The organism is Mycolicibacter sp. MU0102 (assembly GCF_963378105.1).
GTDB classification, from domain to species: Bacteria; Actinomycetota; Actinomycetes; order Mycobacteriales; family Mycobacteriaceae; genus Mycobacterium; species Mycobacterium holstebronense.
Genome location: NZ_OY726398.1, coordinates 2,757,863 through 2,782,656, shown reverse-complemented (window position 1 = coordinate 2,782,656; position 24,794 = coordinate 2,757,863). Strand labels below are relative to the sequence as shown.

Genomic DNA, 24,794 nt, shown 5'->3' with positions numbered 1-24,794 from the left:
GAAATCGGTGAATAAATCTTTCGATGACGGCACTATCGATGATTTACCGTGGGCGTCAATTTTCGATCCCGCGGCGAATGCGCGTGCCCTCAGTGCCATCCAGGTCGAAGGCTTTCGGGCGGCTCGCCGAATCATCGATCGATTCGCTCAAACGGCCGAGACCTCGCCCGATCGCAACTCTGCGAACGGCGACAACGGCGCCGATCCAACCGGGCTGTCGGAATGGGAACAGCTGACGCGGGCCTGGTGGTCGACGGCCGGGCAGTTCCTACTTCGGTCGTTGCCGGCGCGGCCGCCCGGGGATGGCGGGTCCGTGGCGCTGGACGTCAACAATCCGGCGTCCAAGGACGCCTTGGCGCTGTGCGTCACCGGCTCCGGCTCGGCGACCGGCGAGGTGTGGTTGCACAACCGGGAGAGCGCCGACCGCGCGGAAGTCCGGCTGCGCTGCAGCGAGCTGCTCGGCCATGGCGGCCAGGTGATCGAGGCGGATGCCGTGCGGGTCGAGCCCGCCGCGGTGCCGATGCCGCGCCGGTCCAGCCGTGGCGTGCAGATCACCGTCGACGTCGGCCCCCAGGTCTGCCCGGGCACCTACCGCGGCACCCTCCTGGCGGTCGGCTATCCCGACCTGTGGCTGCCCGTGGTGCTCGTCGTCGCGGCGCAGCAACCGTGACCGACATCGCCGACCGCGAATCGGTGGTCGCGGTCGATGAGCGCTTGAGCGAGGTCGCCAGGATCGTCCGCAGCTCGATGCTCGACGCGCTGCCCGACGGTGAGCCCGCCAAGTGGCTGTACGCACCGCTGCGGGCGTACCCCCAGCGACCGGGTAAGGCACTGCGGCCTGCACTGTGCCTGTCGGCCGGCCGAGCCTTCGGCGCGGACACCGACGCGTTACTGGGTATCGCCGTGGCGATCGAGTTGCTGCACAACGCCTTCCTGGTACACGACGACATCGCCGATGGCAGTGAAATGCGTCGGGGTAGACCGACTTTGGGTGCCATGTACGGCATGGCGACGGCGATCAACGCCGGCGATGCATTGGCATTGGTCGCCGGCCAGGTACTGCGGCGGGCGACCCGGCAGCTGGACCGGGATCTGGCCGAATTGGTGTGGGCCGAGTTCGACACGATGGCGCTGCGGACCCTGGAGGGGCAGGCGATCGAAGTGGGCTGGCAGGCCGACAACATCGACGACCTGCGGCCAGAGGACTACCTGAACCTGATCCTGCACAAGACCTGCTGGTACACCACCATTCATCCGCTGCGGGTGGGGGTGATGGTGGGATCGCGTGGTACCGCTGAGCTGGGGCCGCTGGTGCGATTCGGCTTTCATTTCGGCGCCGCGTTTCAGATCCGCGATGACCTGTTGAACCTGGTTGGCGACGAACGGATTTACGGCAAGGAAATCCTGGGCGATCTCTACGAAGGGAAGCGAACGCTGCCGCTGGTCCACCTGTTATCCGTGGCGCGGGCGCCCGACCGAGACCTGCTGGCGGACTACCTGCACCGCAGTCGATCGCAGCGCTCAGCGGCTCTGGTGCAGCAGGTGCGCAGTCTGATGGACGACTACGGCAGCATCGCGTTCACGCGCCAGTACGCCGAGGGCATTCTGCTGGCCGCCCAGGCGTACTTCGAGCGGGCGTTCGCCGACGCCCGCCCCGGCCCGGATCTGGAGTTCCTGCGGGCGCTGGTGCCCTACGTGTGGGCGCGGTGGCGCTGAGACCGGCCGGGCACGCCTTAAGGTGAGTGCCGTGGCCGAGACGGCGCCGCTGCGCGTGCAACTGATTGCCAAGACCGAGTTCAGTCCGCCGTCGGACGTGCCGTGGAGCACCGACGCCGACGGCGGGTCGGCACTGGTCGAGTTCGCCGGCCGGGCCTGCTACCAGAGCTGGTCCAAGCCCAACCCGCGAACCGCGACCAACGCCGCCTACCTGAAGCACATCATCGACGTCGGGCACTTCTCGGTGTTGGAGCACGCTTCGGTGACCTTCTACATCACCGGCATCTCCCGGTCGGCCACCCACGAGCTCATCCGGCACCGGCACTTCTCGTTCTCCCAGCTGTCCCAGCGCTACGTGCCCGAACCGGACTCGCGGGTCGTGGTGCCGCCTGGCATGGAGGACGACCCGGAACTGCAGCAGATCCTGACCGACGCCGCGGACGCCAGTCGCGCCGCCTACGTCGAGCTGCTGGCCCGGCTGGAAGCCAAATTCGCGGCGGGCCAGGCCGGCGAGACCATGGGGGCGCTGCGGCGCAAGCAGGCGCGCCAGGCCGCTCGTGCCGTGCTGCCCAACGCCACCGAGACGCGCATCGTGGTGACAGGCAATTACCGGGCATGGCGGCACTTCATCGCGATGCGGGCCAGCGAGCACGCCGATGTCGAGATTCGCCGGCTGGCCGTCGAGTGCCTACGGCAGCTCACCGACGTGGCTCCGGCGGCGTTCGAGGACTTCCAGATCAGCACGCTGGCCGACGGCACCGAAGTCGCGACCAGTCCGCTCGCCACCGAGGTCTGAGCAACTCCAGCGGCCAGGTAATCTTGGGGCCGTGAGCAGCAGCGGATTCGACGCCAAGGCGCAGTTCGGCACCGTGCTGACCGCCATGGTGACCCCCTTCGGCGCGGACGGCTCGGTGGACACCGACGCCGCCGTACGCCTGGCCAATCGCCTCATCGACGCCGGTTGCGACGGTTTGGTGATCTCGGGTACCACTGGCGAGTCGCCGACCACCGCGGACTACGAGAAGCTCACGCTGCTGCGTGCGGTGGTCGAGGCGGTCGGTGACCGGGCTCGCATCATCGCCGGCGCCGGCAGCAACGACACCGAGCACAGCGTGCGCCTCGCCGAAGCCTGCGCCGGGGTCGGCGCGCACGGCCTGCTGGTGGTGACGCCGTACTACTCGCGTCCGTCGCAGACCGGCCTGTTGGCGCACTTCACCGCCGTCGCCGACGCCAGCGCGCTGCCGGTGATGCTCTACGACATCCCGGCCCGCTCGGTGGTGCCGATCGCGCCGGACACCATCTTCGAACTGGCCGAACACCCCAACATCGTCGCGATCAAGGACGCCAAGGGGGACTTGCACGCCGGAGCGCAGATCATGGCCGAGACCGGATTGGCCTACTACTCCGGCGATGACGCGCTGAATCTGCCCTGGCTGGCCATGGGTGCCACCGGATTCGTCAGCGTGATCTCGCACTTCGCGGCCGCTCAGCTGCGCGACATGCTGGCCGCCTTCGCGGCCGGCGACGTCGAGACCGCCCGCAAGATCAACATTTCGATCGCATCGCTGTCCAACGCGATGGGTCGCGTCGGCGGGGTGACCTTCGTCAAGGCCGGTCTGCGGTTGCAGGGTTTCGAGGCCGGCGACCCCCGGTTGCCGATGGTCCCGGCGTCCGCCGCCGAGGTCGACGAACTGGCCATCGACATGCGCGCCGCGTCCGTACTCGGGTGAGGTGCGGGTGACTGAAGAACTCTCCCCGCCGGGACCGCTGACCGAAGGCGGACTGCGCGTCACCGCACTCGGCGGTATCAGCGAAATCGGCCGCAATATGACCGTTTTCGAGCACCTCGGCCGGCTGTTGATCATCGACTGCGGCGTGCTGTTCCCGGGCCACGACGAGCCCGGCGTCGACCTGATCCTGCCGGACATCCGCCACATTCAAGATCGGCTCGACGACGTCGAGGCGCTGGTGCTGACCCACGCCCACGAGGACCACATCGGCGCCATTCCGTTCCTGCTCAAACTGCGGGCCGACATTCCGGTGGTCGGTTCGAAGTTCACCCTGGCGCTGGTCGCCGCCAAGTGCCGGGAGCACCGCATCAAGCCGGTCTTCGTCCAGGTAGCCGAGGGCCAGCGCAGCACCCACGGGGTGTTCGAATGCGAGTACTTCGCGGTGAACCACTCCATCCCGGATGCACTGGCGATCGCGGTGCACACCGGCGCGGGAACCGTGCTGCACACCGGCGACATCAAGCTCGACCAGCTGCCCCCGGACGGGAGGCCCACCGACCTGCCCGGGATGTCACGCCTGGGCGACAAGGGCGTGGACCTGTTCTTGTGCGACTCGACCAATGCCGAGATTCCCGGTGTGGGTCCGAGCGAGAGCGAGGTCGGTCCCACCCTGCACCGGCTGATCCGCGGCGCCGAGGGCCGGGTGATCGTGGCCTGCTTCGCCTCGAACGTGGACCGGGTCCAGCAGATCGTCGACGCCGCGGTGTCCCAGGGCCGCCGGGTGGCCTTCGTGGGCAGGTCGATGGTCCGCAATATGGGGATCGCCAAGGACCTGGGCTTTCTGCGGGTCACAGACCGCGATGTGATCGACATCGGGGCCGCCGAGGAGATGCCGCCGGAGAAGGTGGTGCTGGTCACCACCGGAACCCAGGGCGAACCGCTCTCGGCGCTGTCACGGATGTCGCGCGGCGAGCACCGGTCTATCACGCTGACCGCCGGTGATCTGGTGGTGTTGTCGTCGTCGCTGATCCCCGGCAACGAGGAAGCCGTCTATGGCGTGATGGACGCACTGGCCAAGATCGGTGCCCGGGTGGTCACCAATGCCCAGGCGCGTGTGCATGTTTCCGGGCACGCCTACTCCGGCGAGCTGCTGTTCCTCTACAACGGAATTCGGCCCCGCAACGTGATGCCGGTACACGGCACCTGGCGGATGATGCGCGCCAACGCCGCGCTGGCCGTCCGTACCGGGGTGCCGGAGGAGTCGATCCTGATGGCCGAGAACGGGGTCAGTGTCGACCTGGTTGCCGGGCAGGCCCGCATCGCCGGGGCGGTACCGACCGGCAAGATGTTCGTCGACGGGCTCGTCGACGGCGATGTCGGCGATGCGACGCTGGGGGAGCGGTTGATCCTGTCCAGCGGATTCGTCGCGATCACGGTGGTGGTCCGCCGCGGGACCGGCAAGCCGGTGGCTCCGCCGCACCTGCATTCGCGGGGCTTCTCCGAAGACCCCAAGGCCCTGGAGCCGGCGGCGCGCAAGGTTGAGGCGGAGCTGGAATCCCTTGCCGCAGAGCAGGTCACCGATCCGGCTCGGATCGCGCAAGCGGTGCGCCGCACGGTGGGCAAATGGGTGGGCGAGGTCTACCGGCGTCAGCCGATGATCGTGCCGACGGTGATCGAGGTCTGAGCAGGCCGGCTCAGAGCTTTTCGGCGTACACCGACCATTCCAGGTCGCTCGCGCCCAGGTTGCGGCCGGTGGGCTCGACATAGCGCTGGAGGAACTGTTCGGGTCCGGCCTGCTCGATCAGTCGCCAGCCGTATTCGGCTAGAAAATCTGCCACTTCGGCAGGCTGCAGGCCGAAATGCCACAGCTTGTTGACCATCCTGCGATACAACGTCGGCGAGCCATAGAGGTTCGTGCCGTCGATGAAGTCACGCTGGACGTAGGTGAACACCAGTCGGCTGCCCGATGCCGCCGGGCGCAGCCCCGCGAGGGTCGTGCGGACGGCGGACTCGGTCAGATACTGCGTCACCCCTTCCCAGACGAAGAAGCTCCGAAACGATGTCTGATAGCCGTGCTCGACGAGGGTGGTCAGCACATCGTCGCGCTCGAAGTCCAGCGCCACCAGTCGAACCGACAGCGGCAGTTCACCCAACACCCTGCGGACCGTGGCGGCCTTGCGGGCGACGTTGACCGGCTGATCCACCTCGAACACCGGAATGGGGCTTTGTCGGGCGAGTCGGTAGGCGAGGGTGTCCAGGCCGGCACCGAGGATCACCACCGCGTCAACGTCCTCGGTCGCCTCGTCGACGCGGTCGGCGATGAACCGCTTGCGACAGGTCAGGTTGACCCACAGACCCGGCCCGGAGCGATCCACCGCGGCGATGAACCACCGTCGCAGCGGCGCGGGCCGCGTGGCCGCCACCAGCCAGCGCATGCCGGCCGGCAAGAACGGTGTCGCCAGGTCGTCGTCGACCAGGCGTTGCCCGGGTGGCTCATGGTGCTCGACTGCTGCCAGCACCATCGGGCCGTAGGCCGTCTGAGCTACCGGGTTGCCTGCCAACGCGCTACCTCTTGTTGATGAACCCGGCGTCGACAGGCAAGGTGATGCCGGTGATGTAGCGGGCCGCATCGGATACCAGCCAGGCCACCGCATTTGCGATGTCCTCCGGTTCCAGCACCGCTACCGGCAGTGCATTGCCCATGTCCGGTGGCGCACCCGTCGCGGCGGTGAGCTCGGCCAGCCAACCCCGGACGTAGTCGTTGTTGATCATCGGGGTGTCGACTCCGGCCGGGTGCACCGAGTTCACCCGAATGCTGTGCTGCGCCAGCAGGTTCGCGTAGACCCGCATCAGTCCGACCAGCCCGTGCTTGGCCGCGGTGTAACCGATGGCCCCGGCATCGTGGCTGCCGATGCCGGCCAGGCCGGCGGCCGAACTGATCAGCACGATCGACCCCCCGTCACCTTGGTCGATCATGGCCGGAATCGCGGCCTCGATGGTGTGGTAAACGCCGGTCAGGTTGACGTCGATGACGTCGTGCCAGCCGTCGGCCGCGGCCATCGGGGCGATACCGGCGTTGGCCACCACGATGTCCACCCGGCCCAGCTCGTCCAGGCCGGCCTGCAGTGCAGCGCTCAACGCCACCTGGTCACGCACATCGGCCTGGCGGGCCACGATGCGCGCACCGGCGTCTTCGACCAACTTGACCGTGGCCGCCAAGTCCTCGGCGTCCGCCAGCGGGTAGGGCACGCTGTCGATCTGCTCGCACAGGTCGACGGCGATGATGTCGGCTCCGTCGGCGGCCAGCCGCAGGGCATGGGCGCGGCCCTGGCCACGCGCCGCGCCGGTGATCAGCGCGACCTTGCCCTGCAGGCTTCCGCTCGACGGACGCGCTGTCACGGACGCAACTGGCCTTTGCCCGCGTCGCCGGCCGGAACCGGCTGCAACATCTTGATGTCGGGTGCGCCGGCCAGGTGCTCGGTGAGGTTGCCGAACAGTTCACCGACCGCAGGTGCCGTCGAGTGGGCCTTCAACGCGTCGGAGTCGGCCCACTGCTCGATGAACACAAAGGCCCCGTCGGCTTCGTGCAGGGAGTACAGCTGGCAACCCGGCTCTTCGTGCACCTGTGCCACCGCCTTGGTGCAGATCTCACGGACGGCCTCAACCGATTCCGGCTTGACGGTGAAGGTGGCAACGACGACCACGGGCATATGCGACTCCTTGGCTGATGGGGGATTCAGGGTCACCATACCCAGCCTGGGGCCGGATACACGGTGAACCGATCCGTCGGGGCCAGTGTGGCTTATGGTGCAGATGGGGTAATTGCGACTAGGCTTGCCCATATGGCTAGTAAGACCGCTGCTAGTAGGGCTCCCGCGCGTTCCGGTACCCGAACGACCAGGGCAAAGGCCGGTTCCAAGGCAGCGCCCAAGGGTGGTTCGCGGCCCGCTCGGTCCCGCCCGGCAGCTAAGCCGCGCCGCGCCGCCCGGCAGCATTCGGGTCCGGTGGCGCTCGGGATGGCCTGCGGACGCCTCGCCCGCGCGACCTGGCTGATGGTGGCCAAGGGCGCTGGTGGCGCGGCGCGCTCGGTGGGCCGCGCTCACGACATCGACCCCGGCCATCGCCGCGACGGCATTGCACTGGCTCTGCTGGGATTTGCCGTGGTGACCGCCGCCAGCTGCTGGCTGGACGCCGCCCGGCCGGTCGGGGCGTGGATCGACACCGGTCTGCGCGCCGTGGTCGGCGGAGCGGTGGTGCTGCTTCCGCTGCTGGCAGCCGCCGCGGCCGTACTGCTGATGCGCACCGAGCCCGACCCGGAGAACCGGCCTCGGCTGATCCTTGGATCGGCGATGATCGGCCTGCCGATCCTGGGTCTGTGGCATCTGTGGTCGGGCTCGCCGCAGAGCCCCGACGGCCGTCTGCATGGCGCCGGCTTTGTGGGGTTCGCGATCGGTGGCCCGCTCGCCGACGGACTCACGGCGTGGATTGCCGCGCCGTTGTTGTGCATCGGTGTGCTGTTCGGTGTGTTGTTGCTGACCGGCACCACCCTGCGTGAGGCACCCGAGACCTTGCGCACGATGTTCCGCGGCGACTACGGCGACGACGACTACTACGACGATTACGACGACTACGACGATCAGGATTACGACCAGGACTACGACGCCGACGCTGACGACGCCGCCTACGACTCCGGCGTCAGCACGCAGGCCGGCGGCACCAGCCGGTTCGGCGCAATCGAGCCTGACGCCCGCGTCGACGACACCCCCGACTGGCAATCGCGTACCCCGCTGGACAACTACCCGCTCGATGAAGAGCCCGCCGCGCCGCCGCCCCCGGTCAAAACCGTGCGGCGCAAGCCCCCGAAGGAACCCAAGGCGGCCAAACCCGCCGACGCCACCGTGGTCCTCGACCGCGTGGTGGAGGGCCCCTACACGCTGCCGGCGCTGAGCCTGCTGGTCGCCGGGGACCCCCCGAAGACACGCACCGCCGCCAACGACCAGATGGCCGACGCGATCACTTCGGTGCTGGATCAGTTCAAGGTCGACGCCGCGGTCACCGGCTGCACCCGCGGCCCCACGGTCACCCGCTACGAGGTCGAGCTGGGCCCGGGCGTGAAGGTCGAGAAGATCACCGCTCTGCAGCGCAATATCGCCTACGCGGTGGCCACCGAAAGTGTGCGGATGCTCGCCCCGATCCCGGGCAAGTCCGCCGTCGGCATCGAGGTGCCCAACACCGACCGCGAACTGGTGCGACTGGCCGACGTGCTGACCGCGCCGTCCACCCGCGGCGACCACCACCCGTTGGTGATCGGACTGGGCAAGGACATCGAAGGCGACTTCATCTGCGCCAACCTGGCCAAGATGCCGCACCTGTTGGTGGCCGGTTCCACCGGTTCGGGCAAGTCCAGCTTCGTCAACTCGATGCTGGTGTCACTGCTGGCGCGCGCCACCCCCGAAGAGGTCAGGATGATCCTGATCGACCCAAAGATGGTGGAGCTCACGCCGTACGAAGGCATTCCGCACCTGATCACCCCGATCATCACCGAGCCGAAGAAGGCCGCCGCAGCGCTGGCCTGGCTGGTGGAGGAGATGGAGCAGCGCTACCAGGACATGAAGTCGTCCCGGGTGCGCCACATCAACGACTTCAACGACAAGGTCCGCTCCGGGGAGATCACCACGCCACTGGGCAGCGAACGGGTCTACCGGCCCTACCCCTACATCCTCGCGGTCGTCGACGAACTCGCCGACCTGATGATGACCGCCCCCCGCGATGTCGAGGACGCGATCGTGCGGATCACCCAGAAGGCCCGCGCCGCCGGCATCCACCTGGTCCTGGCCACCCAGCGGCCGTCCGTGGACGTCGTCACCGGCCTGATCAAGACCAACGTGCCGTCCCGACTGGCGTTCGCCACGTCGTCGCTCACCGACTCCCGGGTCATTCTGGATCAGCCGGGCGCCGAAAAGCTGATCGGCATGGGCGACGGGCTGTTTTTGCCGATGGGCGCCAACAAGCCGATCCGGCTGCAGGGTGCCTACATCTCCGACGAGGAGATCCAGGCCGTCGTCACCGCCTGCAAGGACCAGGCCGAGCCCGAGTACACCGAGGGCGTCACCGTCGTGAAGGCCACGGGCGACCGCGCCGACGTCGACCCCGACATCGGCGACGACATGGACGTCTTCCTGCAGGCCGTTGAGCTCGTGGTGTCCAGCCAATTCGGTTCCACCTCGATGCTGCAGCGCAAGCTGCGGGTGGGCTTCGCCAAAGCTGGCCGGCTGATGGACCTGATGGAGACCCGCGACATCGTCGGCCCCTCCGAGGGCTCCAAGGCCCGGCAGGTGCTGGTCAAACCCGATGAGCTGGCCGGGACGCTGATGTTGATCCGCGGCGGCAGCGCCCCCGACGACGACGGCGACGACGACGAGTTCTAGACGCGGTTACGCGCTGTGCACCAGGGCCAGACCATGCCAGTCGCGCAACGGCTTGCGTCGTTTGCTGCGTGCCACCAGCCGGGCCACCGCGGCCTCCAACCCGCGGGTCAGCTCGTCGACCGCAGCGAACTCGAAGTCGGCCAGTACTCCGACGAACAGTTCCCCGGCGTAGCTCAGGACCGCCACGCCGGTGCGAAGCTGCATCGCGATCGGCGGCACCGGCAGCACCGCGACCACGTCGCAGCCCATGATCTGCAGCGGCTCTGACGGGCCGGGGACGTTGGTCGCCAACGCCACCACGCCGCGCTGGTGGACCTGTCCGAGCAGCCGCGCCGCCCAGGCCGACCACGCGACGGGCAGCAGGCCCGCGGCCGACATGATCGCGCGTCCGGCGTGACGCTGCCCGCCGGCTTTGGCCTGCGCCAGACGGGAGCGCACGGCCAGCAACCGCTTCACCGGGTTTGACTCCTCGATCGGCAGACGCGGCAACAGCAACGACACCCGGTTGTCGAGGTTCCCCGGCGCATCCGCCGAGCCGGTCGATACCGGAACCAGGGTGCGTAGCGAATCGGGTTGGGGCACTTGGCCACGACGGATCATGAAGTCGCGGTAGCTCTCGGTCAGGGCCGCCAACACCACATCATTGACGGTCACGTCGAAGACGCGACAGACCTGCTCGATGTCGCCGAGCGGAACCCGTGCCGCGCTGTAGCGACGGCGGCTGGTGATCGGACCGTTCAGCGACGACGCACTCTGTTGCAGCAAGCCGGTCGCGAGTTCCACGACGCCGCGCAGGTTGTAGATCCAATGCACCGGGTTGAGGTCCAGCGCCGGCCGGCCGTGTGACGGCTGCGCCGCATCGCGCGGCACCGCGGCGGTGTGGGCTGCCAAACGGGCGAATCCGTTGTCGGACAAGCCGGTCAGCATGTGTGCGGCCGCAGTGCCGTCGGCGATGCAGTGGTGCACCTTCATCAGCAGGGCCCACCGGTCACCGCTGAGCCCGCTGATCACCCAGATCTCCCACAGTGGACGGTTGCGGTCCAACCGCCAGGACATCACGTCGGCAACCACCGCGTGCAGTTCGGCGTCTCCGCCGGGGGAGGGCACCGCGATCCGGCCGATGTGGTGGGCAAGGTCGAAGTGGGGGTCGTCCGCCCATTCGGGTGCGCTCAGATCCAAGGCATGGCGCACCAGTCGCTGTCCGAACCGCGGGCAGCCGCGCAGGCGTTCGGCCAGCGTTGCCTGCAGTGCGGCGTGGTCGGGAACCGGGCCGTCGAGGACGGCCAGCGTCCCGGTGGCCAAGCTGACGTTGTGGTCAGAATCCTCGACGCCCAGAAAGCCGGCGTCCAGGGGGCTCAGGTGCTCGGCCACGGCTACCTCCAGTTGTCTGCAACTGTCAGTACCACTATCTCCCGTTTGGGCGGCGTGCGGCAGGGTCGGAAGTCCCCAGGTTTGACTGTTGCCCCACTAGACACGCACCGGACACGAGCTGGACACGGACTGGACACCAGCGGTCTTCCAGAGCCGGGAAGGCGCGTAATCTCGCCACGTGGATTGGGCACGACTTTTCGCTTTCGATACCCCGCCCTCGGAGATCTTTGTCCGAGGAACCGTCATCTACATCGCGATTTACGCGCTGCTGCGGGTGGTATTGAAACGCGAGGCGGGCACCAACGGCATCACAGATCTCATCGTCGTGGTGTTGATCGCCGACGCGGCGCAGAACGGGATGGCCGGTGGCTACCGATCCATCAGCGACGGCATCCTGCTCGTCGGGGTGATCATCGGCTGGTCATACCTGCTGAACTGGATGGCGCACCGCTGGCCCGGCGTGGCCAGGATCTTGCGGCCGGGGCCGCTGTTGGTGATCTACGACGGCGCCTTCCTCTACGCCAACATGCGCAAAGAGATGATCACCGAGGAACAGGTCCGCGAGCAGGCTCGCAAACAGGGAATCGCCGACCTGTCCGTAGTCCGGGAGGGCCGGATGGAATCCGACGGGCAGTTCAGTTTTCTCATCGGCGCCACCCGCCGGGCACGCGATCTGGTCATCGACTAGGCGAAGACTGGGGGAGACTAGAGGACCAGCAACATCCGGGTGTTGCCCAAGGTATTGGGCTTGACGTAGCTCAGATCCAAGAATTCGGCCACCCCGACGTCGTAGGAGCGTTGCATCTCCTCGAACACCTCCGCGGTCACCGGCGTGCCGTCGATCTCGGTGAAGCCGTGCCGGGCGAAGAACTCGGTCTCGAAGGTCAGCACGAACAGCCGCTGCAACTGCAGCTCGCGTGCGACGTGCAGGAGACGGTCGACGATCGCGTGCCCGATACCGCGACCGGTCAGGGTCGGGTCCACCGCGATGGTGCGGACCTCGCCGAGGTCCGACCACAACACATGCAGGGCGCCGCAGCCCACCACCCGCTGATCGGCGTCCTCGGCGACCCAGAATTCCTGGACCGCCTCATACAGCGTCACCAGGTTCTTTTCCAGCAGGATCTTGCCCGCATAGACGTCCACCAGCTGCTTGATCGCCGGCACGTCCGAGGTGCGCGCACGCCGGACCACGGGCCGTCCGGCCGGTCGATCCGCAGCACGATTCACAGCTGCACAGTATCGGTTTCTCATTTCGGGCTGGGCAACAGATATTCTGACCTCCGTGTCGGGACAGCCAAAAACCGGTCCAGCGGTGACGCATGTCCCCGTCGTCAATCTTGCGAACGCGTTGACCGTCATGCGGATGGGGTTGGTCCCGGTCTTCCTGCTGGCGCTGTTCGCCGAGAACGGCCACGATCCGAAGACGCGCATCGCGGCATTCGTCATCTTCGCCATCGCGATCATCACCGATCGGCTGGACGGCACCCTGGCGCGCAACTACGGCATGGTGACCGAGTTCGGCACGCTGGCCGACCCGATCGCCGACAAGGCGCTGATCGGCGCGGCGCTGATCGGCCTGTCGATGCTGGGCGACCTCTGGTGGTGGGTGACGGTCGTGATTTTGGTCCGCGAGATCGGGATCACCCTGCTCAGGTTCGCCGTGCTGCACCGCGGGGTGATTCCGGCCAGCCGTGGCGGCAAGCTCAAGACCCTGGTGCAGGCGGTCGGTATCGGGCTGCTCGTCTTGCCGCTGGAAGGTCCCTGGCTGGTGACGGCGTGGACGGTGATGACCGCGGCGGTGATCCTGACGGTGCTGACCGGCCTGGACTACGTCATTTCGGCGGTGACCGACCTGCGCGGCGGGCCGGTCAGGACCTGACCGCATGAACCCGGCGGTGGACTCCAGGACCGCCGCATGAATCTGTCGAATCCGGGAACCCATTCGGCAGTCGCGCGCGTTGACCTTGGTGACTGTCGGTTTTCCAAGGTTGACCCGTGAGGGGGAGTGCACGATGACGACATTGCTGCGGGAGTCGGTCGGCGAGGTGCTGCGTCAAGCCCGGACCGCCCAGGGCCGCACGCTGCGTGAGGTGTCGGACGCGGCGCGGGTGAGCCTCGGCTACCTCTCGGAGGTCGAGCGGGGCCGCAAGGAAGCGTCCAGCGAGCTGCTCAACGCGATCTGCGCGGCGCTGCGGATCCCGCTGTCGACGGTGCTCTTCGACGCCGGGACCCGGCTGGCGCATGCCGAGCGGGCCGAACTGGCCGTGCACAACGCCCGCGGCGGCGCAGTGACCCGCATCGATGCCGGCACCAAGGTTGTCATCCCGCCGATTCGGACGCTGGCATCGGTAGCCTCGGCGTGACGCGCCCGGGCTGAACACTCACCCGATAACCGCCGACCCGATAAATTGATCACCGGTACCGGCGGTAGAGCGACAACACTGGAAAACAAGCAGACGGAGCTGACTGATGGCCAACCCGTTCGTCAAGGCGTGGAAGTACTTGATGGCGCTGTTCAACTCGAAGATCGACGAGCACGCCGATCCCAAGGTGCAGATCCAGCAGGCGATCGAAGAGGCGCAGCGTCAGCACCAGGCCCTGACCCAGCAGGCCGCGCAGGTGATCGGTAACCAGCGGCAGTTGGAAATGCGCCTGAACCGCCAACTGGCCGACATTGAGAAGCTTCAGGTCAACGTGCGCCAGGCCCTGACCCTGGCTGACCAGGCCACCTCCGCCGGAGACGCCGCGAAGGCCACCGAGTACAACAACGCCGCAGAGGCGTTCGCGGCCCAGCTGGTCACCGCCGAACAGAGCGTGGAAGACCTCAAGGCGCTGCACGACCAGGCGCTGTCGGCGGCGATGCAGGCCAAGAAGGCCGTCGAGCAGAACGCCATGGTGCTGCAACAGAAGATCGCCGAGCGCACCAAACTGCTCAGCCAGCTCGAGCAGGCCAAGATGCAGGAGCAGGTCAGCGCCTCGCTGCGCTCCATGAGCGAGATCGCCGCCCCCGGAACCACTCCCAGCCTCGACGAGGTGCGCGACAAGATCGAACGGCGCTACGCCAACGCGATCGGGGCCGCCGAGTTGGCGCAGGGTTCGGTGCAGGGCCGGATGCTCGAGGTCGAGCAGGCCGGTGTGCAGATGGCCGGCCACTCCCGGCTGGAGCAGATCCGAGCGTCCATGCGGGGCGAGTCGCTGCCCGCGGGTGGCTCTACCACCGCCCCGGGCCAGGCCACCCCGGCAACCCCGCAGTCGGGCACCAACCCCACCCCCGAGAACCCGCTGGGACGGTAGTCAGGTGGCCGCGACACTCGGAGGCAGCGCACGGCACCCACTACTGCAGCGCGCCGTAGACCGAGCCAGTGAGGCTGCCGACCTGCTCGCCGACAAGCTGGGTGCGATCGCTGACCCGAGGGCCAGGATGCTGCGTAAGCGCCGGTGGGCGCTTCGGCTGGGGCTGTTCTTCACTGCCACATGCGGTTTCTGGACGTTGGTGACCGCAGTGCTGGCGTCGTGGTCGACGCCGGTGTGGGTGCTGCTGATCACCGGACTGGTGGCTGCGGGCGCGGCCGCACCGGCGACGCTGTTGCTGCTGCGCTATCGCTGGCTGCGCGCGGCGCCGCTGCCGGCCGTGCGCTCCACCGCGGCACGGCGCCTGCCGCCGCCCGGCTCGGCGGCGCGGCCGGCGATGTACGCGCTGGGTGCCTCCGAGCGGGGGATGGTCTCGCTGCTCGGCGTGCTCGAGCGGGGCCGGCTGTTGCCCGCCGATGAGATCACCGAACTGACGGCCGCCGTCAACCGCGCCTCGTCCACCATGGCGGCCACCGCGGCTGAGGTGGTCTCCATGGAGCGCGCCGTGCAGCACAGCGCCCAATCACGTCAATATCTGGTGCCGACGATTAATGCGTTCACCGCGCAGCTCAGTGCCGGTGTTCGCCAGTACAACGAGATGGTTACCGCCGCAGCGCAACTGGTGGCCTCGGCCAATGACGGCTCGATGACATCGGCGGGCGATCCGGCGGGATCCCCGATGTCGCAGCTGCGCTATCGCGAGGAGCTGGTCGGTGCGACCGAGAAGATGCTGGGCTGGGCGCAGGCCTTCGACGAACTGGCCGAGTTGCCCCGCGTCGTCTAGATGTCGTCGGTTCGCTGATCGACCGATTCCGGCCGCGGACCGTAGCGTTCCTCGTAGGACCGGTGAATGTGGGCGTCGCGCTCGCGTTTACGTGCGTTGGCGAGCTCCGGGTTTAGGCCGTGCATCCGCAGCATGTGGGTGCGCCACACCTTGTTGAGCGCGTGTGCGAACAGAATCACCATGAACCAGATCGGAAACGTCATGCTGAACCGCGTCATGAAGTCTGTCGGGAACAGCCAGAACGGAATCAGGATCAGCGTTGTGGGCACGGCGGCACGCAGGATCATCCGGACGGTGGCACCCGGCCCGGCCAGGTCGTTGCGGACCCAGTCCAGCAGTTCCGGGGGCAGCGGGCGTCCGTAGCAGTACCGGAGGTATTGGATCGGGCTTGGGCGCTGAGGCTTGGGACTTTGACGCACAGAGCTGACCCTAGAACGTCGGCCGCAGTGCCGGAAACACGGTGGCCGCCACCGCCCGCAGCGTCGCCTTGAACATGTCCAGGAAGTCGAAGTAGTCGCGCCACAACGTGATACGGCCGTGGTGCACCTCGAAGACCCCGCACACCCAGAACTGCAGCCGCAACGGCCCCAGCGTCAGCGCGTCGGTGCGTTCGGTGAGGACCGATGAGCCGTCGGCGGCGATGCGGTGGATCTTCACATCGAAGCCGGCCCGGCCCGCCATGCGCCCAAACACCCCGATGGTGGCACTGCGGCCGTAGATGGTCGGCAGGCCGACGTTCTGGTACACGACGTCCTCGGCGAGAGCCGCTGCCGCGGTGTCGAGGTCCTCGTCGCGCAGGGCGTCGAGGAAGGTCTCTACGGTGCGGATGTTGGCGGCGGCCTCGACAGCACTCGGCTGGCCGGTCAGTTCGGTCATGCCTGCCACCCTAAGCCTGTGGGGCTGTGGCACGGTAGGCCGATGCGAGTCGTAGTGGTTGCCGGCCCAGATCCCGGTCACGCGTTCCCGGCGATCGCCTTGTGCAAGCGCTTCGCGGCGGCCGGGGACACCCCCACACTGTTGACCGGGGTGCAGTGGCTCGACACCGCGCGGGCCGCCGGGGTGGACGCCGCAGAGCTGCTGGGACTCGACCCCACCGCCGCCGACGACGACGCCGACGACGGGGCCAAGCTGCACCACCGCGCGGCGCGGATGGCGGCCCAGAACCGTGATCAGCTGCGGGCTCTGGCGCCGGATCTGGTGGTCTCCGACGTCATCACCGCCTGTGGGGGAATGGCCGCCGAGCTACTCGGTATCGGGTGGGTCGAACTCAGTCCGCATCCGCTGTACCTGCCGTCGAAGGGACTGCCGCCGATCGGCAGTGGGCTGGCGCCGGGCACTGGGGTAGGCGGGCGGCTGCGGGATGCGGTGATGCGCTCGCTGACGGCACGGTCGGTGCGCGGCGGCCTGCGCCAGCGCGCCGAAGCGCGGGTGGGGATCGGTCTGCCAGCCGACGATGCCGGGCCACTGCGGCGCCTGATCGCCACGCTGCCCGCACTCGAGGTGCCCCGGCCCGACTGGCCCGCCGATGCCGTCATCGTCGGTCCGCTGCACTTTGAGCCGACCGAGCAGGTGCTGGCCGTGCCACCGGGCTCGGGCCCGCTGGTGGTGGTGGCTCCGTCGACCGCCGCCACCGGAGCCGCCGGTCTGGCCGAGCTCGCCCTGGAGCACCTGGTGCCCGGTGCCGGACTGCCCGACGGCGCCCGGCTGGCGGTGTCGCGGCTGGGCGGTGCGCCCCTGGAGCTGCCATCGTGGGCCGTCGCCGGGTTGGGTCGCCAGGACGAACTGTTGACGCACGCCGATGTGGTGGTCTGCGGCGGCGGACACGGCATGGTGGCCAAGACGCTGCTGGGCGGGGTGCCGCTGGTGGTGGTGCCCGGTGGCGGCGATCAGTGGGAGATCGCCAATCGCGTGGTGCGCCAAGGCAGTGGCCGGCTGATCCGGCCGTTGAGTGGGCCGGCATTGGCCGAGGCGGTGGGTGCCGTATTGGCGTCGCCGAGCTATCGCGATGCCGCGCGACGGGCCGCCGGCACCGCCACCGACGTCGCCGATCCGGTGCGGGTGTGCCACGAGGCGCTGTCAGGCACTGGGTAAGTTGGGTGCGTGCGCCTGACCGAATTCCACGAACGGGTCGCGATGCGTTTCGGTGCCGCGTATGGCGCCTCGGTGCTGGCAGATCATGTGTTGGCCGCGGTGGGTGGACGGACCGCGGCGCAGGCCATCGAGGACGGTGTGGAGCCGCGTGACGTGTGGTGGGCGCTGTGCTCGGACTTCGACGTGCCGCGCGATCAGTGGTGAGGCTGATCGCTGCGCGCCACGATGCTGCGTACTAGGGCGACGGAAAGGTCGGAGCAGATCGCAGCCAATTCGGTGGTCGTCTCGACCGGATTGGCGAGCCAGGTTTCGATGATCTGGTTGACCCCGCCGACGATGAACAGTGCACCGCGGCGTAGTTCTTCGGGTGCGAGGTCCTGACCGTCGAGAACGCCCGGGGCATGTTCGACGACCGCGTCGGTGATCATGTCGAGGATGCCTGCGCGGTGCTCGTTGAGCCCGGGAATCGCCGACAGGTCGCTGGTGGCGATGCGGTGGATGCAGGGGTCGGCGGCGATCAGGTCGAGAAACGCGGTCAGCGCGGACCGGAGCTTGTCGGCCAGTGTGCCGGGGTCGCCGATGCCGGCGGTGACCATCGCTTCGAGCAGCTGGTCGCGAACGTCGTCGGAGACCGCGAAGAACAGCGCGTCGCGGTTGGGAAACTGCTCGTAGAAATAGCGCGGTGTGAGGCCGGCGGAGGTGCAGACTCCGCGGACGGTGACCTCGCCGATGCCCGATTCGCCCCAGATCTGGCGGCCGGCGGCCAGCAGCTTGCTGCGGCGCTCGGCGCGGCGGTCCACCGCGCTGATACCGCCGTAATCACGCACCACCTCAGGGCGTTTCATTGACATCACCCTACTAGCGACCGTAGATTCGGAATACGGATGTTATCCAAATTGTCGCTGGAGGTGGCCCGATGAACGCGCCCGCACTGACCGTCCCCGCTCGTCACCCGGGTGGACCGGGCGCGGTTCCGGTCAGCATTCGGGCGCTGGCGACGGTGTTGGCGATCGCCAAACCCACGCCGCAGCGGTGGCGTCAGATCGGCGAAGACCTGACCGCCGGAGACGAACCGATGCAGCGGCTGGTCGAGTGGATGTCGAATACCGGAGCCGCCGAGACGCGGCCGATCTTCGAGCAGATCCTGGCCCACGGCCTGGACAGCGTGCCGGACGCACCTGCGCCGCTGCGGGAGTTCTTCGGTGAGTTCGAGCCGATCCCGGACTGGGTCGACCTGGCTCGGGTGCGGCGGGGTCAGCGAGCGCTGCGCCGTGGCGGTGCTGATGGCACCTACATCGCCCGGGACGTGTCGTTCCTCGGCGGCTACCAGTTCTCCTCGTTCAACAAGACGCTGCTGCGCACCGGTGTGCTGGAAAAGGGCTCGAACAAGCGCTTCGCCGAGACCCTGCAATGGGCGCTGGACGTCAGTGCCGACGGGGGACTGGAGCCGCTCGGCGTCGGCTATCAGGCCACCATCCGAGTCCGGCTGATCCATGAGTACGTTCGCCGGCACGTGGCCGCGCTGCCGGATTGGCGCAGTGACGAATGGGGTCTGCCGGTCAATCAGACCGATATGGCCGCCACCCTGGTGGGAGCGCTGATCGCGCCACCGGCCGGCGGGCTGGCGTTGGGCATCGTGATGTCTCCGGCCGAACTGGAGGACATCGCCCACCTGACCCGCTACGTCGGCTGGCTGATGGGGGTCCGCGACGACTGGCTGCCCGGCAGCTTCCGGGATGGCATCCGCATCCTCTATCAGACCCTCGGTGCGCTTTCGGCTCCCGATGAGACCACCAAGCAGTTGGCGGCCCCGATGGCCGACGATCCGCTGGAATGGCAGTTCGCTGCCATGCCCGGTCTTCGACGCCGTATCGCCCGTGCCCAGCATCTCTCGCTGACCAGCAGCTTTCTCGGGCCGCGCACGATGCGAAAGCTGGGCCTGCCGGTCTTCGTGCTGCCCTGGTACCCGCTGCTGCGGATGCCGGTGAACCTGGCCCGTAGTGCCGCGGCGCTGGCCCTGCCCGGCGGCCTGGAGCGTGCGGCGCGGCGCGGGCGGCGCGAGCAGGAGGCGTTCATGCGCACCATGATGGGAGCCGGCGACACCACGATCGGAGCGTCCGCGCACGTTATGGCGGTGGCCTGACCGGGCGCCAAAGTCCGACACGCCGACACGCCGCGTGTCGGACTTGATTCGAACATTCGTTCGCCTACTGTGGAGGCAGTTCGTTCGGCCTGACGGGTCTGTCAGACCCCGTCGCTAGCGTCACGGCCAACCGACCGAGAACCGGTCACCGAACTACCGAACCACAGGAGAGGCATCATGGCGCAAGCGCCCGATCGCGAAAAAGCACTCGAACTGGCGATGGCCCAGATCGACAAGAACTTCGGCAAAGGCTCGGTGATGCGCCTCGGGGACGAGGTGCGTCAGCCGATCTCGGTCATCCCGACCGGCTCGATCGCCCTGGACGTGGCGCTGGGCATCGGCGGTCTGCCCCGGGGGCGGGTCGTCGAGATCTACGGCCCAGAGTCCTCCGGTAAGACCACCGTGGCGCTGCACGCAGTGGCCAACGCCCAGGCCGCCGGCGGGATCGCGGCGTTCATCGACGCCGAGCACGCGCTGGACCCCGAATACGCCAAGAAGCTTGGCGTGGACACCGATTCACTGCTGGTGTCCCAGCCCGACACCGGGGAGCAGGCGCTGGAGATCGCCGACACGCTGATCCGTTCCGGCGCGCTGGACATCCTGGTCATCGACTCGGTGGCCGCCCTGGTGCCGCGCGCGGAGATCGAGGGCGAGATGGGGGACAGCCACGTCGGCCTGCAGGCCCGGCTGATGAGCCAGGCGCTGCGGAAGATGACCGGCGCGCTGAATAACTCGGGTACCACCGCCATCTTCATCAACCAGCTGCGGGAGAAGATCGGGGTGATGTTCGGCAGCCCCGAAACCACCACGGGTGGAAAGGCTTTGAAGTTCTACGCCTCGGTACGCCTGGACGTTCGGCGGATCGAGACCCTCAAGGACGGCACCGATGCGGTCGGCAACCGCACCCGGGTCAAGGTGGTCAAGAACAAAGTGTCGCCGCCGTTCAAGCAGGCCGAGTTCGACATCCTCTACGGTCGGGGCATCAGCCGTGAGGGTTCGCTGATCGACATGGGCGTGGACCAGGGCTTCATCCGCAAGTCCGGCTCCTGGTTCACCTACGACGGCGAGCAGTTGGGGCAGGGCAAGGAGAATGCCCGCAACTACCTGCTGAACAACGTCGACGTGGCCAACGAGATCGAGAAGAAGATCAAGGAGAAGCTCGGTATCGGCGCCGTGCTGACCGATGAGCTGGCCGATGATGTTCTGCCCGCCCCCGTCGACTTCTGAGTCGGTCGAGGCAGCAGAGCCCAAACGCGAGGAGCAGGCGAAGGCACTGTGCCTTCGCCTGCTCACCGCCCGGGCCCGCACCCGCGCCGAGCTCGCCGGCCAGCTGACCAAACGCGGCTACCCCGACGACGTCAGTGACCGGGTGCTGGACCGACTGACCACCGCCGGATTGATCGACGACACCGACTTTGCCGAACAGTGGGTGCGATCCCGACGCGAACACGCGGGCAAGGGACGCAAGGCGCTGGCGGCCGAGCTACGCACCAAAGGTGTCGACGAGGACGTGATCGCCGGAGCGCTGGAGGGCATCGACGCCGCCGCCGAGCGCGACCGCGCCGAGCAACTGGTACATGCCAAGCTTCGCCGGGAGACACTCGGCGCCGACGACGTGAAGATCACCCGTCGGCTGGTGGCGATGCTCGCCCGGCGCGGTTACAACCCGTCGATGGCCTATGACGTGGTCAGCACCGAGTTGGCCGCCGAACGCGAACGCCGGCGGGTGTGAGGGATCAGGTCAGACCTCTTCGGAGTCCTCGGCCTCGTCCGTGCTGGTGAAGACTTCCTTGGTCCGTTCGACGGCGTGAGTGGCGATCTCGATGGAGTCCTGGACGATCGCGCTGACGCCGCCGGAGATGTCTCCGCGAATGATGTCGCCGGCGTCCTCGACGATGTCCGAGGCCTTTTCGACGGCGTGCGCGGCGATGTCGCGTGCAGCGTTGAATGCGTCCTTGGGGGTGATGGCCATCCGAGTCTCCTGTCGTTAGCTGTCGAGTCCGACTCTAGACGGCGGACACCGTGCGCGCAGTCCCTAAACGACCCGGGCGCCCGGGGTGCCCTCCGGCTCAATTGTGGCCGCCCCCAAGGGGGAGTGGCGGGCCCGGCGCAGTCGCCGTTCCAGCCTGATGGCACCGGCCGAGAGCACCAGATTTCCGGTGATCATCAGCGCCGCGATCACCAGCAGTGCGGGCAGGTAGTTGCTGTACTGAGAGCCGACGACGGTGCCTTGGCGCACCATCTCCACAAACGTGATCTGGTAGCCGATTGCGGTGTCCTTGAGCACCACCACCAGTTGTGACACCAGCACCGGCAGCATCGCGGTAACGGCCTGCGGCAGCAGGACGAGCTGCATCGAGGCGCCCCAGCCCAGCCCCAACGCGGCGGCCGCCTCGGATTGCCCGCCGGGCAGGGCTTTTACGCCCGCCCGCACGATCTCGGCGATGACGGCCCCGTTGTAGAGGGTCAGCCCGGTGACCACTCCGGCCAGCGCGATCTGCTGCGGCGGGAAGACGTTGAGTAGCCCGTAGATGAAATAGGCGAAGATCATCATGATCAGCACCGGGATCGCCCGGAAGAACTCCACCGTCACCGCGCAAGTCCAGCGCACCGGCTTGATCTGCGACAGTCGGCCGACCCCGAGCCCGACTCCCAGGATCAGCGCGAGTCCGATGGACCAGGCTGCCGCGGTCAGTGTGCCCACCACGCCGGGCAGTACGTAGGTGCGCCACAGGTCCGCGGTCAGAAACGGTGTCCACTTCTCCGCGGTGAGCTGGCCTTTGGCTGACAACCTTGAATAGATCACCCAACCAAGCAGTCCGGCCGCCATGACCGTTGCCACCGACAATGCGTGGTAGCGGGCGCGGGCTTGGGGCCCCGGGGTGTCGAACAGCACCGTCGCGCGGGGCGCGGACCTCATCGCGACACCGCCCAGCGCCGGTCCAGATATCCGAACAACAAACCTAGCGGCAGGGTGAGCACAAGGAAGCCGGCGGCGAACACCGCGCCGACCCCGAGCAGTGCCGCGGTGTTCTCGGTCATCGACTTCATCAGCAGCGCAGCTTCGGCGACCCCGATCGCCGAGGCCAAGGTGGTGTTTTTCGTCAGCGCGATCAGCACCGAGCCCAGCGGGATGATCACGGCCCGAAAAGCCTGGGGAAGCAAGATGATCCGAAGATTTTGGGTGAAGCTCAGTCCCAGCGAGCGAGCGGCCTCGGCCTGCCCGATCCCCACGGTGTTGACACCGGAGCGCACCGCCTCGCAGACGAACGACGCCGTGTACACACTCAAGCCCAGCACGGCCAGACGAAAGTTGCTGTCGTCGATCGACGTTGGCGACTGCGGATCGGTCAGCGAGACCCCCAGCGTTTGGGCCAGGCCGAACGAGCACAGCAATAACAGCAGGGTCAGCGGGGTGTTGCGCACCAGATGGACATAGCCGCCGCCGAGCCACCGCAGCACCGGTACCGGGGCCAGCCGCATCGCGGCCAACCCGGTGCCCAAGATCAGCGCGAGCGTGCCGGATAGCACTGCTAACTCGACTGTGACGGTGAAGGATTGGAGAATCTGTCCCCAATACTCAGTGAACATCATCGTTCGATCGGCGGCGGTTCGGGCACCGCGAAGCCGGCGGGGCCGAAGTTGTCCACGAACGCGGCTCGCCACGAACCGTCGCGTTCCATCTCCTCGAGGGCATCGTTGATCCGTTGGCGCAACCCGTCGGCGCCCTTTCTCACACCTATCCCGTAGAGCTCTTGCGAGAATCGTTCGCCGACCAGTTTGAAGGCGCCGGGACTCTGGGCGGAGTAGCCGGCCAAAATAACGTCGTCGGTGGTCACCGCGTCGATCGCACCGTTGCGCAGCGCCTCCACACACGCCGAGTAGGTGTCGTAGCGCTGCAGCTGCACGCCCGGATAGCGGTCCTTGATCCGTTGTGCCGGAGTGGAGCCCGAGACCGAACACAGCTTCTTGTGTCGCTGCAGCGAAGCGGTGCCGGTGATGTCGGTGTTGTCGGCGCGCACTAGCAGCGACTGCCCGGTGAGCAGGTAGGGGCCGGCGAAATCGACCTTCTGGCGCCGCGAGTCGGTGATCGAATAGGTGGCCACCAGGTAATCGACCTGACCGTTGCGCAGCAGCATCTCGCGCTGACCGGACGGGGCCTCGATCCAGGCGATGCGGTCGGGCGGGTAGCCCAACCGGGCCGCCACGTAGCGGGCCACGTCGACATCGAATCCGCCGAGCGTGCCGTCGGGCTTCTTGACGCTCAAGCCGGGTTGGTCGAACTTGACGCCGACGGTGATCTTGCCACTGTCGTGAGCGGTGCACGCTGTGCAGAGCGCGGCCAACGCGGACGCCGCCGCCAGGACCGCCCAGGCCCGTGCCAGCTCCTGCAGGGTTCGCGCAGTCCACATCAGTGGTCAAGGACCTTGGCGAGAAAATCTTGGGCCCGCGTCGATTTCGGCGCCCCGAAGAACTCTGCGGGGGCGGATTCCTCGACGATGGCCCCGTCGGCCATGAACACCACCCGGTCGGCTGCACGGCGGGCGAAGCCCATCTCGTGGGTGACCACCACCATGGTCATCCCGTCGTCGGCCAGCGTGGTCATCACATCGAGTACCTCGCTGATCATCTCCGGGTCCAGGGCACTGGTCGGCTCGTCGAACAGCATCACTTTCGGGTTCATCGCCAGGGACCGTGCGATCGCCACCCGCTGCTGCTGTCCGCCGGACAATTCTGCGGGATGTTTGTGGGCCTGATCGGCCACGCCGACCCGCTCCAGCAGCGCCATCGCCTGGCGCTGCGCCTGCGCTCGGGGCATCTTGTGCACCTTCATCGGTGCCAGTGTGACGTTGTCCAGGATGGTCTTGTGCGGAAACAGGTTGAACGACTGGAACACCATGCCGACCTGCGCCCGCAGGCGGGCCAGCGCCGCCCCTTCGGCCGGCAGCGGCTGGCCGTCGACGGTTATCGCACCGGAGTCGATGACTTCAAGCCGGTTGATGGTGCGGCACAGGGTGGATTTGCCCGAGCCCGACGGGCCCAGGATCGCCACCACCTCGCCGCGAGCGACCTCGAGATTGACGTCTTTGAGCACATGCAGGCCACCGAAGTACTTGTTGACGTGGTGGATGGCGATCATCGGCACCAAATCGGGGCCGCCGCTGGTCATGGGATCT

29 protein-coding genes are annotated in these 24,794 nt (G+C 67.7%); 16 read left to right on the top strand and 13 right to left on the bottom strand.

All coding sequences use genetic code 11. From position 1 onward, the window contains the following. Positions 1-7: 7 nt before the first annotated feature. The 5 genes from RCP37_RS13000 to RCP37_RS12980 are packed head-to-tail and all read left to right on the top strand — an operon-like array spanning position 8 to position 5,130. Positions 8-670, top strand: a complete 663-nt coding sequence (locus RCP37_RS13000) for a hypothetical protein (RefSeq protein WP_308483504.1) — start codon at positions 8-10, stop codon at positions 668-670. Further along, on the top strand, positions 667-1,716 hold the full coding sequence (locus RCP37_RS12995; RefSeq protein ID WP_308483503.1) for a polyprenyl synthetase family protein: 1,050 nt from the start codon (positions 667-669) through the stop codon (positions 1,714-1,716). Before RCP37_RS13000 ends, RCP37_RS12995 begins: the two co-directional genes overlap by 4 nt. A 31-nt stretch (positions 1,717-1,747) precedes the next feature. Beyond that, the gene (thyX, locus tag RCP37_RS12990; RefSeq protein WP_308483502.1) at positions 1,748-2,512 is read left to right on the top strand and encodes an FAD-dependent thymidylate synthase; all 765 of its coding nucleotides are present in this window, start codon (positions 1,748-1,750) and stop codon (positions 2,510-2,512) included. 31 nt (positions 2,513-2,543) lie between these two features. Beyond that, entirely contained in the window at positions 2,544-3,446 is a 903-nt protein-coding gene (gene dapA / locus RCP37_RS12985) for a 4-hydroxy-tetrahydrodipicolinate synthase (protein ID WP_308483501.1), read from the top strand. A 7-nt stretch (positions 3,447-3,453) separates the two neighbouring features. Further along, a complete protein-coding gene (locus RCP37_RS12980; RefSeq protein WP_308483500.1) occupies positions 3,454-5,130 on the top strand; it encodes a ribonuclease J in 1,677 nt (558 codons plus the stop codon). A gap of 10 nt (positions 5,131-5,140) precedes the next feature. Here RCP37_RS12980 and RCP37_RS12975 read toward each other — a convergent pair whose 3' ends face one another. The 3 genes from RCP37_RS12975 to RCP37_RS12965 are packed head-to-tail and all read right to left on the bottom strand — an operon-like array spanning position 5,141 to position 7,156. Continuing rightward, the gene (locus RCP37_RS12975; RefSeq protein WP_308483499.1) at positions 5,141-6,007 is read right to left on the bottom strand and encodes an SAM-dependent methyltransferase; all 867 of its coding nucleotides are present in this window, start codon (positions 6,005-6,007) and stop codon (positions 5,141-5,143) included. A 4-nt stretch (positions 6,008-6,011) separates the two neighbouring features. Then, positions 6,012-6,845, bottom strand: a complete 834-nt coding sequence (locus tag RCP37_RS12970; RefSeq protein ID WP_308483498.1) for a mycofactocin-coupled SDR family oxidoreductase — start codon at positions 6,843-6,845, stop codon at positions 6,012-6,014. After that, complete coding sequence (locus RCP37_RS12965; protein ID WP_308483497.1) at positions 6,842-7,156, bottom strand: putative quinol monooxygenase; 315 nt, start codon at positions 7,154-7,156, stop codon at positions 6,842-6,844. The genes RCP37_RS12970 and RCP37_RS12965 overlap by 4 nt, the downstream gene beginning before the upstream one ends. A gap of 132 nt (positions 7,157-7,288) precedes the next feature. Between RCP37_RS12965 and RCP37_RS12960 the strand changes: the two genes are divergently transcribed. Further along, complete coding sequence (locus tag RCP37_RS12960) at positions 7,289-9,874, top strand: DNA translocase FtsK (RefSeq protein WP_308483496.1); 2,586 nt, start codon at positions 7,289-7,291, stop codon at positions 9,872-9,874. Positions 9,875-9,880: 6 nt separating this feature from the next. On the opposite strand, the gene RCP37_RS12955 is transcribed toward RCP37_RS12960, so the two are convergent. Further along, on the bottom strand, positions 9,881-11,245 hold the full coding sequence (locus tag RCP37_RS12955; protein ID WP_308483495.1) for a wax ester/triacylglycerol synthase family O-acyltransferase: 1,365 nt from the start codon (positions 11,243-11,245) through the stop codon (positions 9,881-9,883). A gap of 178 nt (positions 11,246-11,423) precedes the next feature. Between RCP37_RS12955 and RCP37_RS12950 the strand changes: the two genes are divergently transcribed. Next, entirely contained in the window at positions 11,424-11,933 is a 510-nt protein-coding gene (locus RCP37_RS12950; RefSeq protein WP_308483494.1) for a DUF421 domain-containing protein, read from the top strand. 17 nt (positions 11,934-11,950) lie between these two features. Here the strand turns inward: RCP37_RS12950 and RCP37_RS12945 are convergent, their stop codons facing one another. Further along, positions 11,951-12,499 (bottom strand): amino-acid N-acetyltransferase, encoded by a 549-nt coding sequence (locus RCP37_RS12945; RefSeq protein ID WP_308483493.1) that lies wholly within the window; start codon positions 12,497-12,499, stop codon positions 11,951-11,953. Positions 12,500-12,530: 31 nt separating this feature from the next. Between RCP37_RS12945 and pgsA the strand changes: the two genes are divergently transcribed. The 4 genes from pgsA to pspM all read left to right on the top strand — a co-directional run bounded on the left by pgsA (position 12,531) and on the right by pspM (position 15,383). After that, positions 12,531-13,127, top strand: coding sequence for a CDP-diacylglycerol--glycerol-3-phosphate 3-phosphatidyltransferase (gene pgsA, locus RCP37_RS12940; RefSeq protein ID WP_308483492.1), 597 nt, complete (start codon positions 12,531-12,533; stop codon positions 13,125-13,127). Positions 13,128-13,260: 133 nt separating this feature from the next. Beyond that, positions 13,261-13,611, top strand: a complete 351-nt coding sequence (gene clgR / locus RCP37_RS12935; RefSeq protein WP_308483491.1) for a transcriptional regulator ClgR — start codon at positions 13,261-13,263, stop codon at positions 13,609-13,611. 106 nt (positions 13,612-13,717) lie between these two features. Beyond that, a complete protein-coding gene (gene pspA, locus RCP37_RS12930) occupies positions 13,718-14,542 on the top strand; it encodes a phage shock protein PspA (protein ID WP_308483490.1) in 825 nt (274 codons plus the stop codon). Between the two features lie 4 nt (positions 14,543-14,546). After that, positions 14,547-15,383: a phage shock envelope stress response protein PspM gene (gene pspM, locus RCP37_RS12925; protein WP_308483489.1), complete on the top strand. Its 837-nt coding sequence runs from the start codon at positions 14,547-14,549 to the stop codon at positions 15,381-15,383. Here pspM and RCP37_RS12920 read toward each other — a convergent pair. Then, the gene (locus RCP37_RS12920; RefSeq protein WP_308483488.1) at positions 15,380-15,802 is read right to left on the bottom strand and encodes a DUF5313 domain-containing protein; all 423 of its coding nucleotides are present in this window, start codon (positions 15,800-15,802) and stop codon (positions 15,380-15,382) included. The two genes, pspM and RCP37_RS12920, sit on opposite strands and share 4 nt — an antisense overlap. Positions 15,803-15,812: 10 nt before the next feature. After that, complete coding sequence (locus RCP37_RS12915; RefSeq protein ID WP_308483487.1) at positions 15,813-16,259, bottom strand: limonene-1,2-epoxide hydrolase family protein; 447 nt, start codon at positions 16,257-16,259, stop codon at positions 15,813-15,815. 42 nt (positions 16,260-16,301) lie between these two features. Here RCP37_RS12915 and RCP37_RS12910 point away from each other — a divergent pair, with 42 nt between their 5' ends. Both RCP37_RS12910 and RCP37_RS12905 read left to right on the top strand, forming a co-directional pair. Further along, positions 16,302-17,474: a glycosyltransferase gene (locus tag RCP37_RS12910; protein WP_308483486.1), complete on the top strand. Its 1,173-nt coding sequence runs from the start codon at positions 16,302-16,304 to the stop codon at positions 17,472-17,474. Positions 17,475-17,483: 9 nt separating this feature from the next. Then, positions 17,484-17,678, top strand: coding sequence for a DUF3046 domain-containing protein (locus tag RCP37_RS12905; RefSeq protein WP_046283555.1), 195 nt, complete (start codon positions 17,484-17,486; stop codon positions 17,676-17,678). Here the strand turns inward: RCP37_RS12905 and RCP37_RS12900 are convergent. Next, positions 17,669-18,319, bottom strand: a complete 651-nt coding sequence (locus RCP37_RS12900) for a TetR/AcrR family transcriptional regulator (protein WP_308483485.1) — start codon at positions 18,317-18,319, stop codon at positions 17,669-17,671. The genes RCP37_RS12905 and RCP37_RS12900 overlap by 10 nt on opposite strands. A 71-nt stretch (positions 18,320-18,390) precedes the next feature. Between RCP37_RS12900 and RCP37_RS12895 the strand changes: the two genes are divergently transcribed. From RCP37_RS12895 to recX, 3 genes are all read left to right on the top strand, one after another. Next, entirely contained in the window at positions 18,391-19,617 is a 1,227-nt protein-coding gene (locus RCP37_RS12895; protein WP_308483484.1) for an oxygenase MpaB family protein, read from the top strand. A gap of 174 nt (positions 19,618-19,791) precedes the next feature. Then, a complete protein-coding gene (gene recA / locus RCP37_RS12890) occupies positions 19,792-20,844 on the top strand; it encodes a recombinase RecA (protein WP_373693181.1) in 1,053 nt (350 codons plus the stop codon). After that, on the top strand, positions 20,813-21,349 hold the full coding sequence (gene recX / locus RCP37_RS12885; protein ID WP_308487072.1) for a recombination regulator RecX: 537 nt from the start codon (positions 20,813-20,815) through the stop codon (positions 21,347-21,349). Before recA ends, recX begins: the two co-directional genes overlap by 32 nt. Before the next feature lie 9 nt (positions 21,350-21,358). On the opposite strand, the gene RCP37_RS12880 is transcribed toward recX, so the two are convergent. The 5 genes from RCP37_RS12880 to RCP37_RS12860 form a co-directional block, all read right to left on the bottom strand. Beyond that, a complete protein-coding gene (locus tag RCP37_RS12880) occupies positions 21,359-21,589 on the bottom strand; it encodes an Rv1893 family protein (protein WP_065038642.1) in 231 nt (76 codons plus the stop codon). Positions 21,590-21,652: 63 nt separating this feature from the next. Beyond that, on the bottom strand, positions 21,653-22,537 hold the full coding sequence (locus RCP37_RS12875) for an amino acid ABC transporter permease (protein WP_308483482.1): 885 nt from the start codon (positions 22,535-22,537) through the stop codon (positions 21,653-21,655). Beyond that, complete coding sequence (locus tag RCP37_RS12870; RefSeq protein WP_308483481.1) at positions 22,534-23,211, bottom strand: amino acid ABC transporter permease; 678 nt, start codon at positions 23,209-23,211, stop codon at positions 22,534-22,536. The genes RCP37_RS12875 and RCP37_RS12870 overlap by 4 nt, the downstream gene beginning before the upstream one ends. After that, complete coding sequence (locus tag RCP37_RS12865) at positions 23,208-24,029, bottom strand: glutamate ABC transporter substrate-binding protein (RefSeq protein ID WP_308483480.1); 822 nt, start codon at positions 24,027-24,029, stop codon at positions 23,208-23,210. Before RCP37_RS12865 ends, RCP37_RS12870 begins: the two co-directional genes overlap by 4 nt. Beyond that, positions 24,029-24,787, bottom strand: a complete 759-nt coding sequence (locus RCP37_RS12860; protein ID WP_308483479.1) for an amino acid ABC transporter ATP-binding protein — start codon at positions 24,785-24,787, stop codon at positions 24,029-24,031. Before RCP37_RS12860 ends, RCP37_RS12865 begins: the two co-directional genes overlap by 1 nt. Positions 24,788-24,794 lie beyond the last annotated feature (7 nt).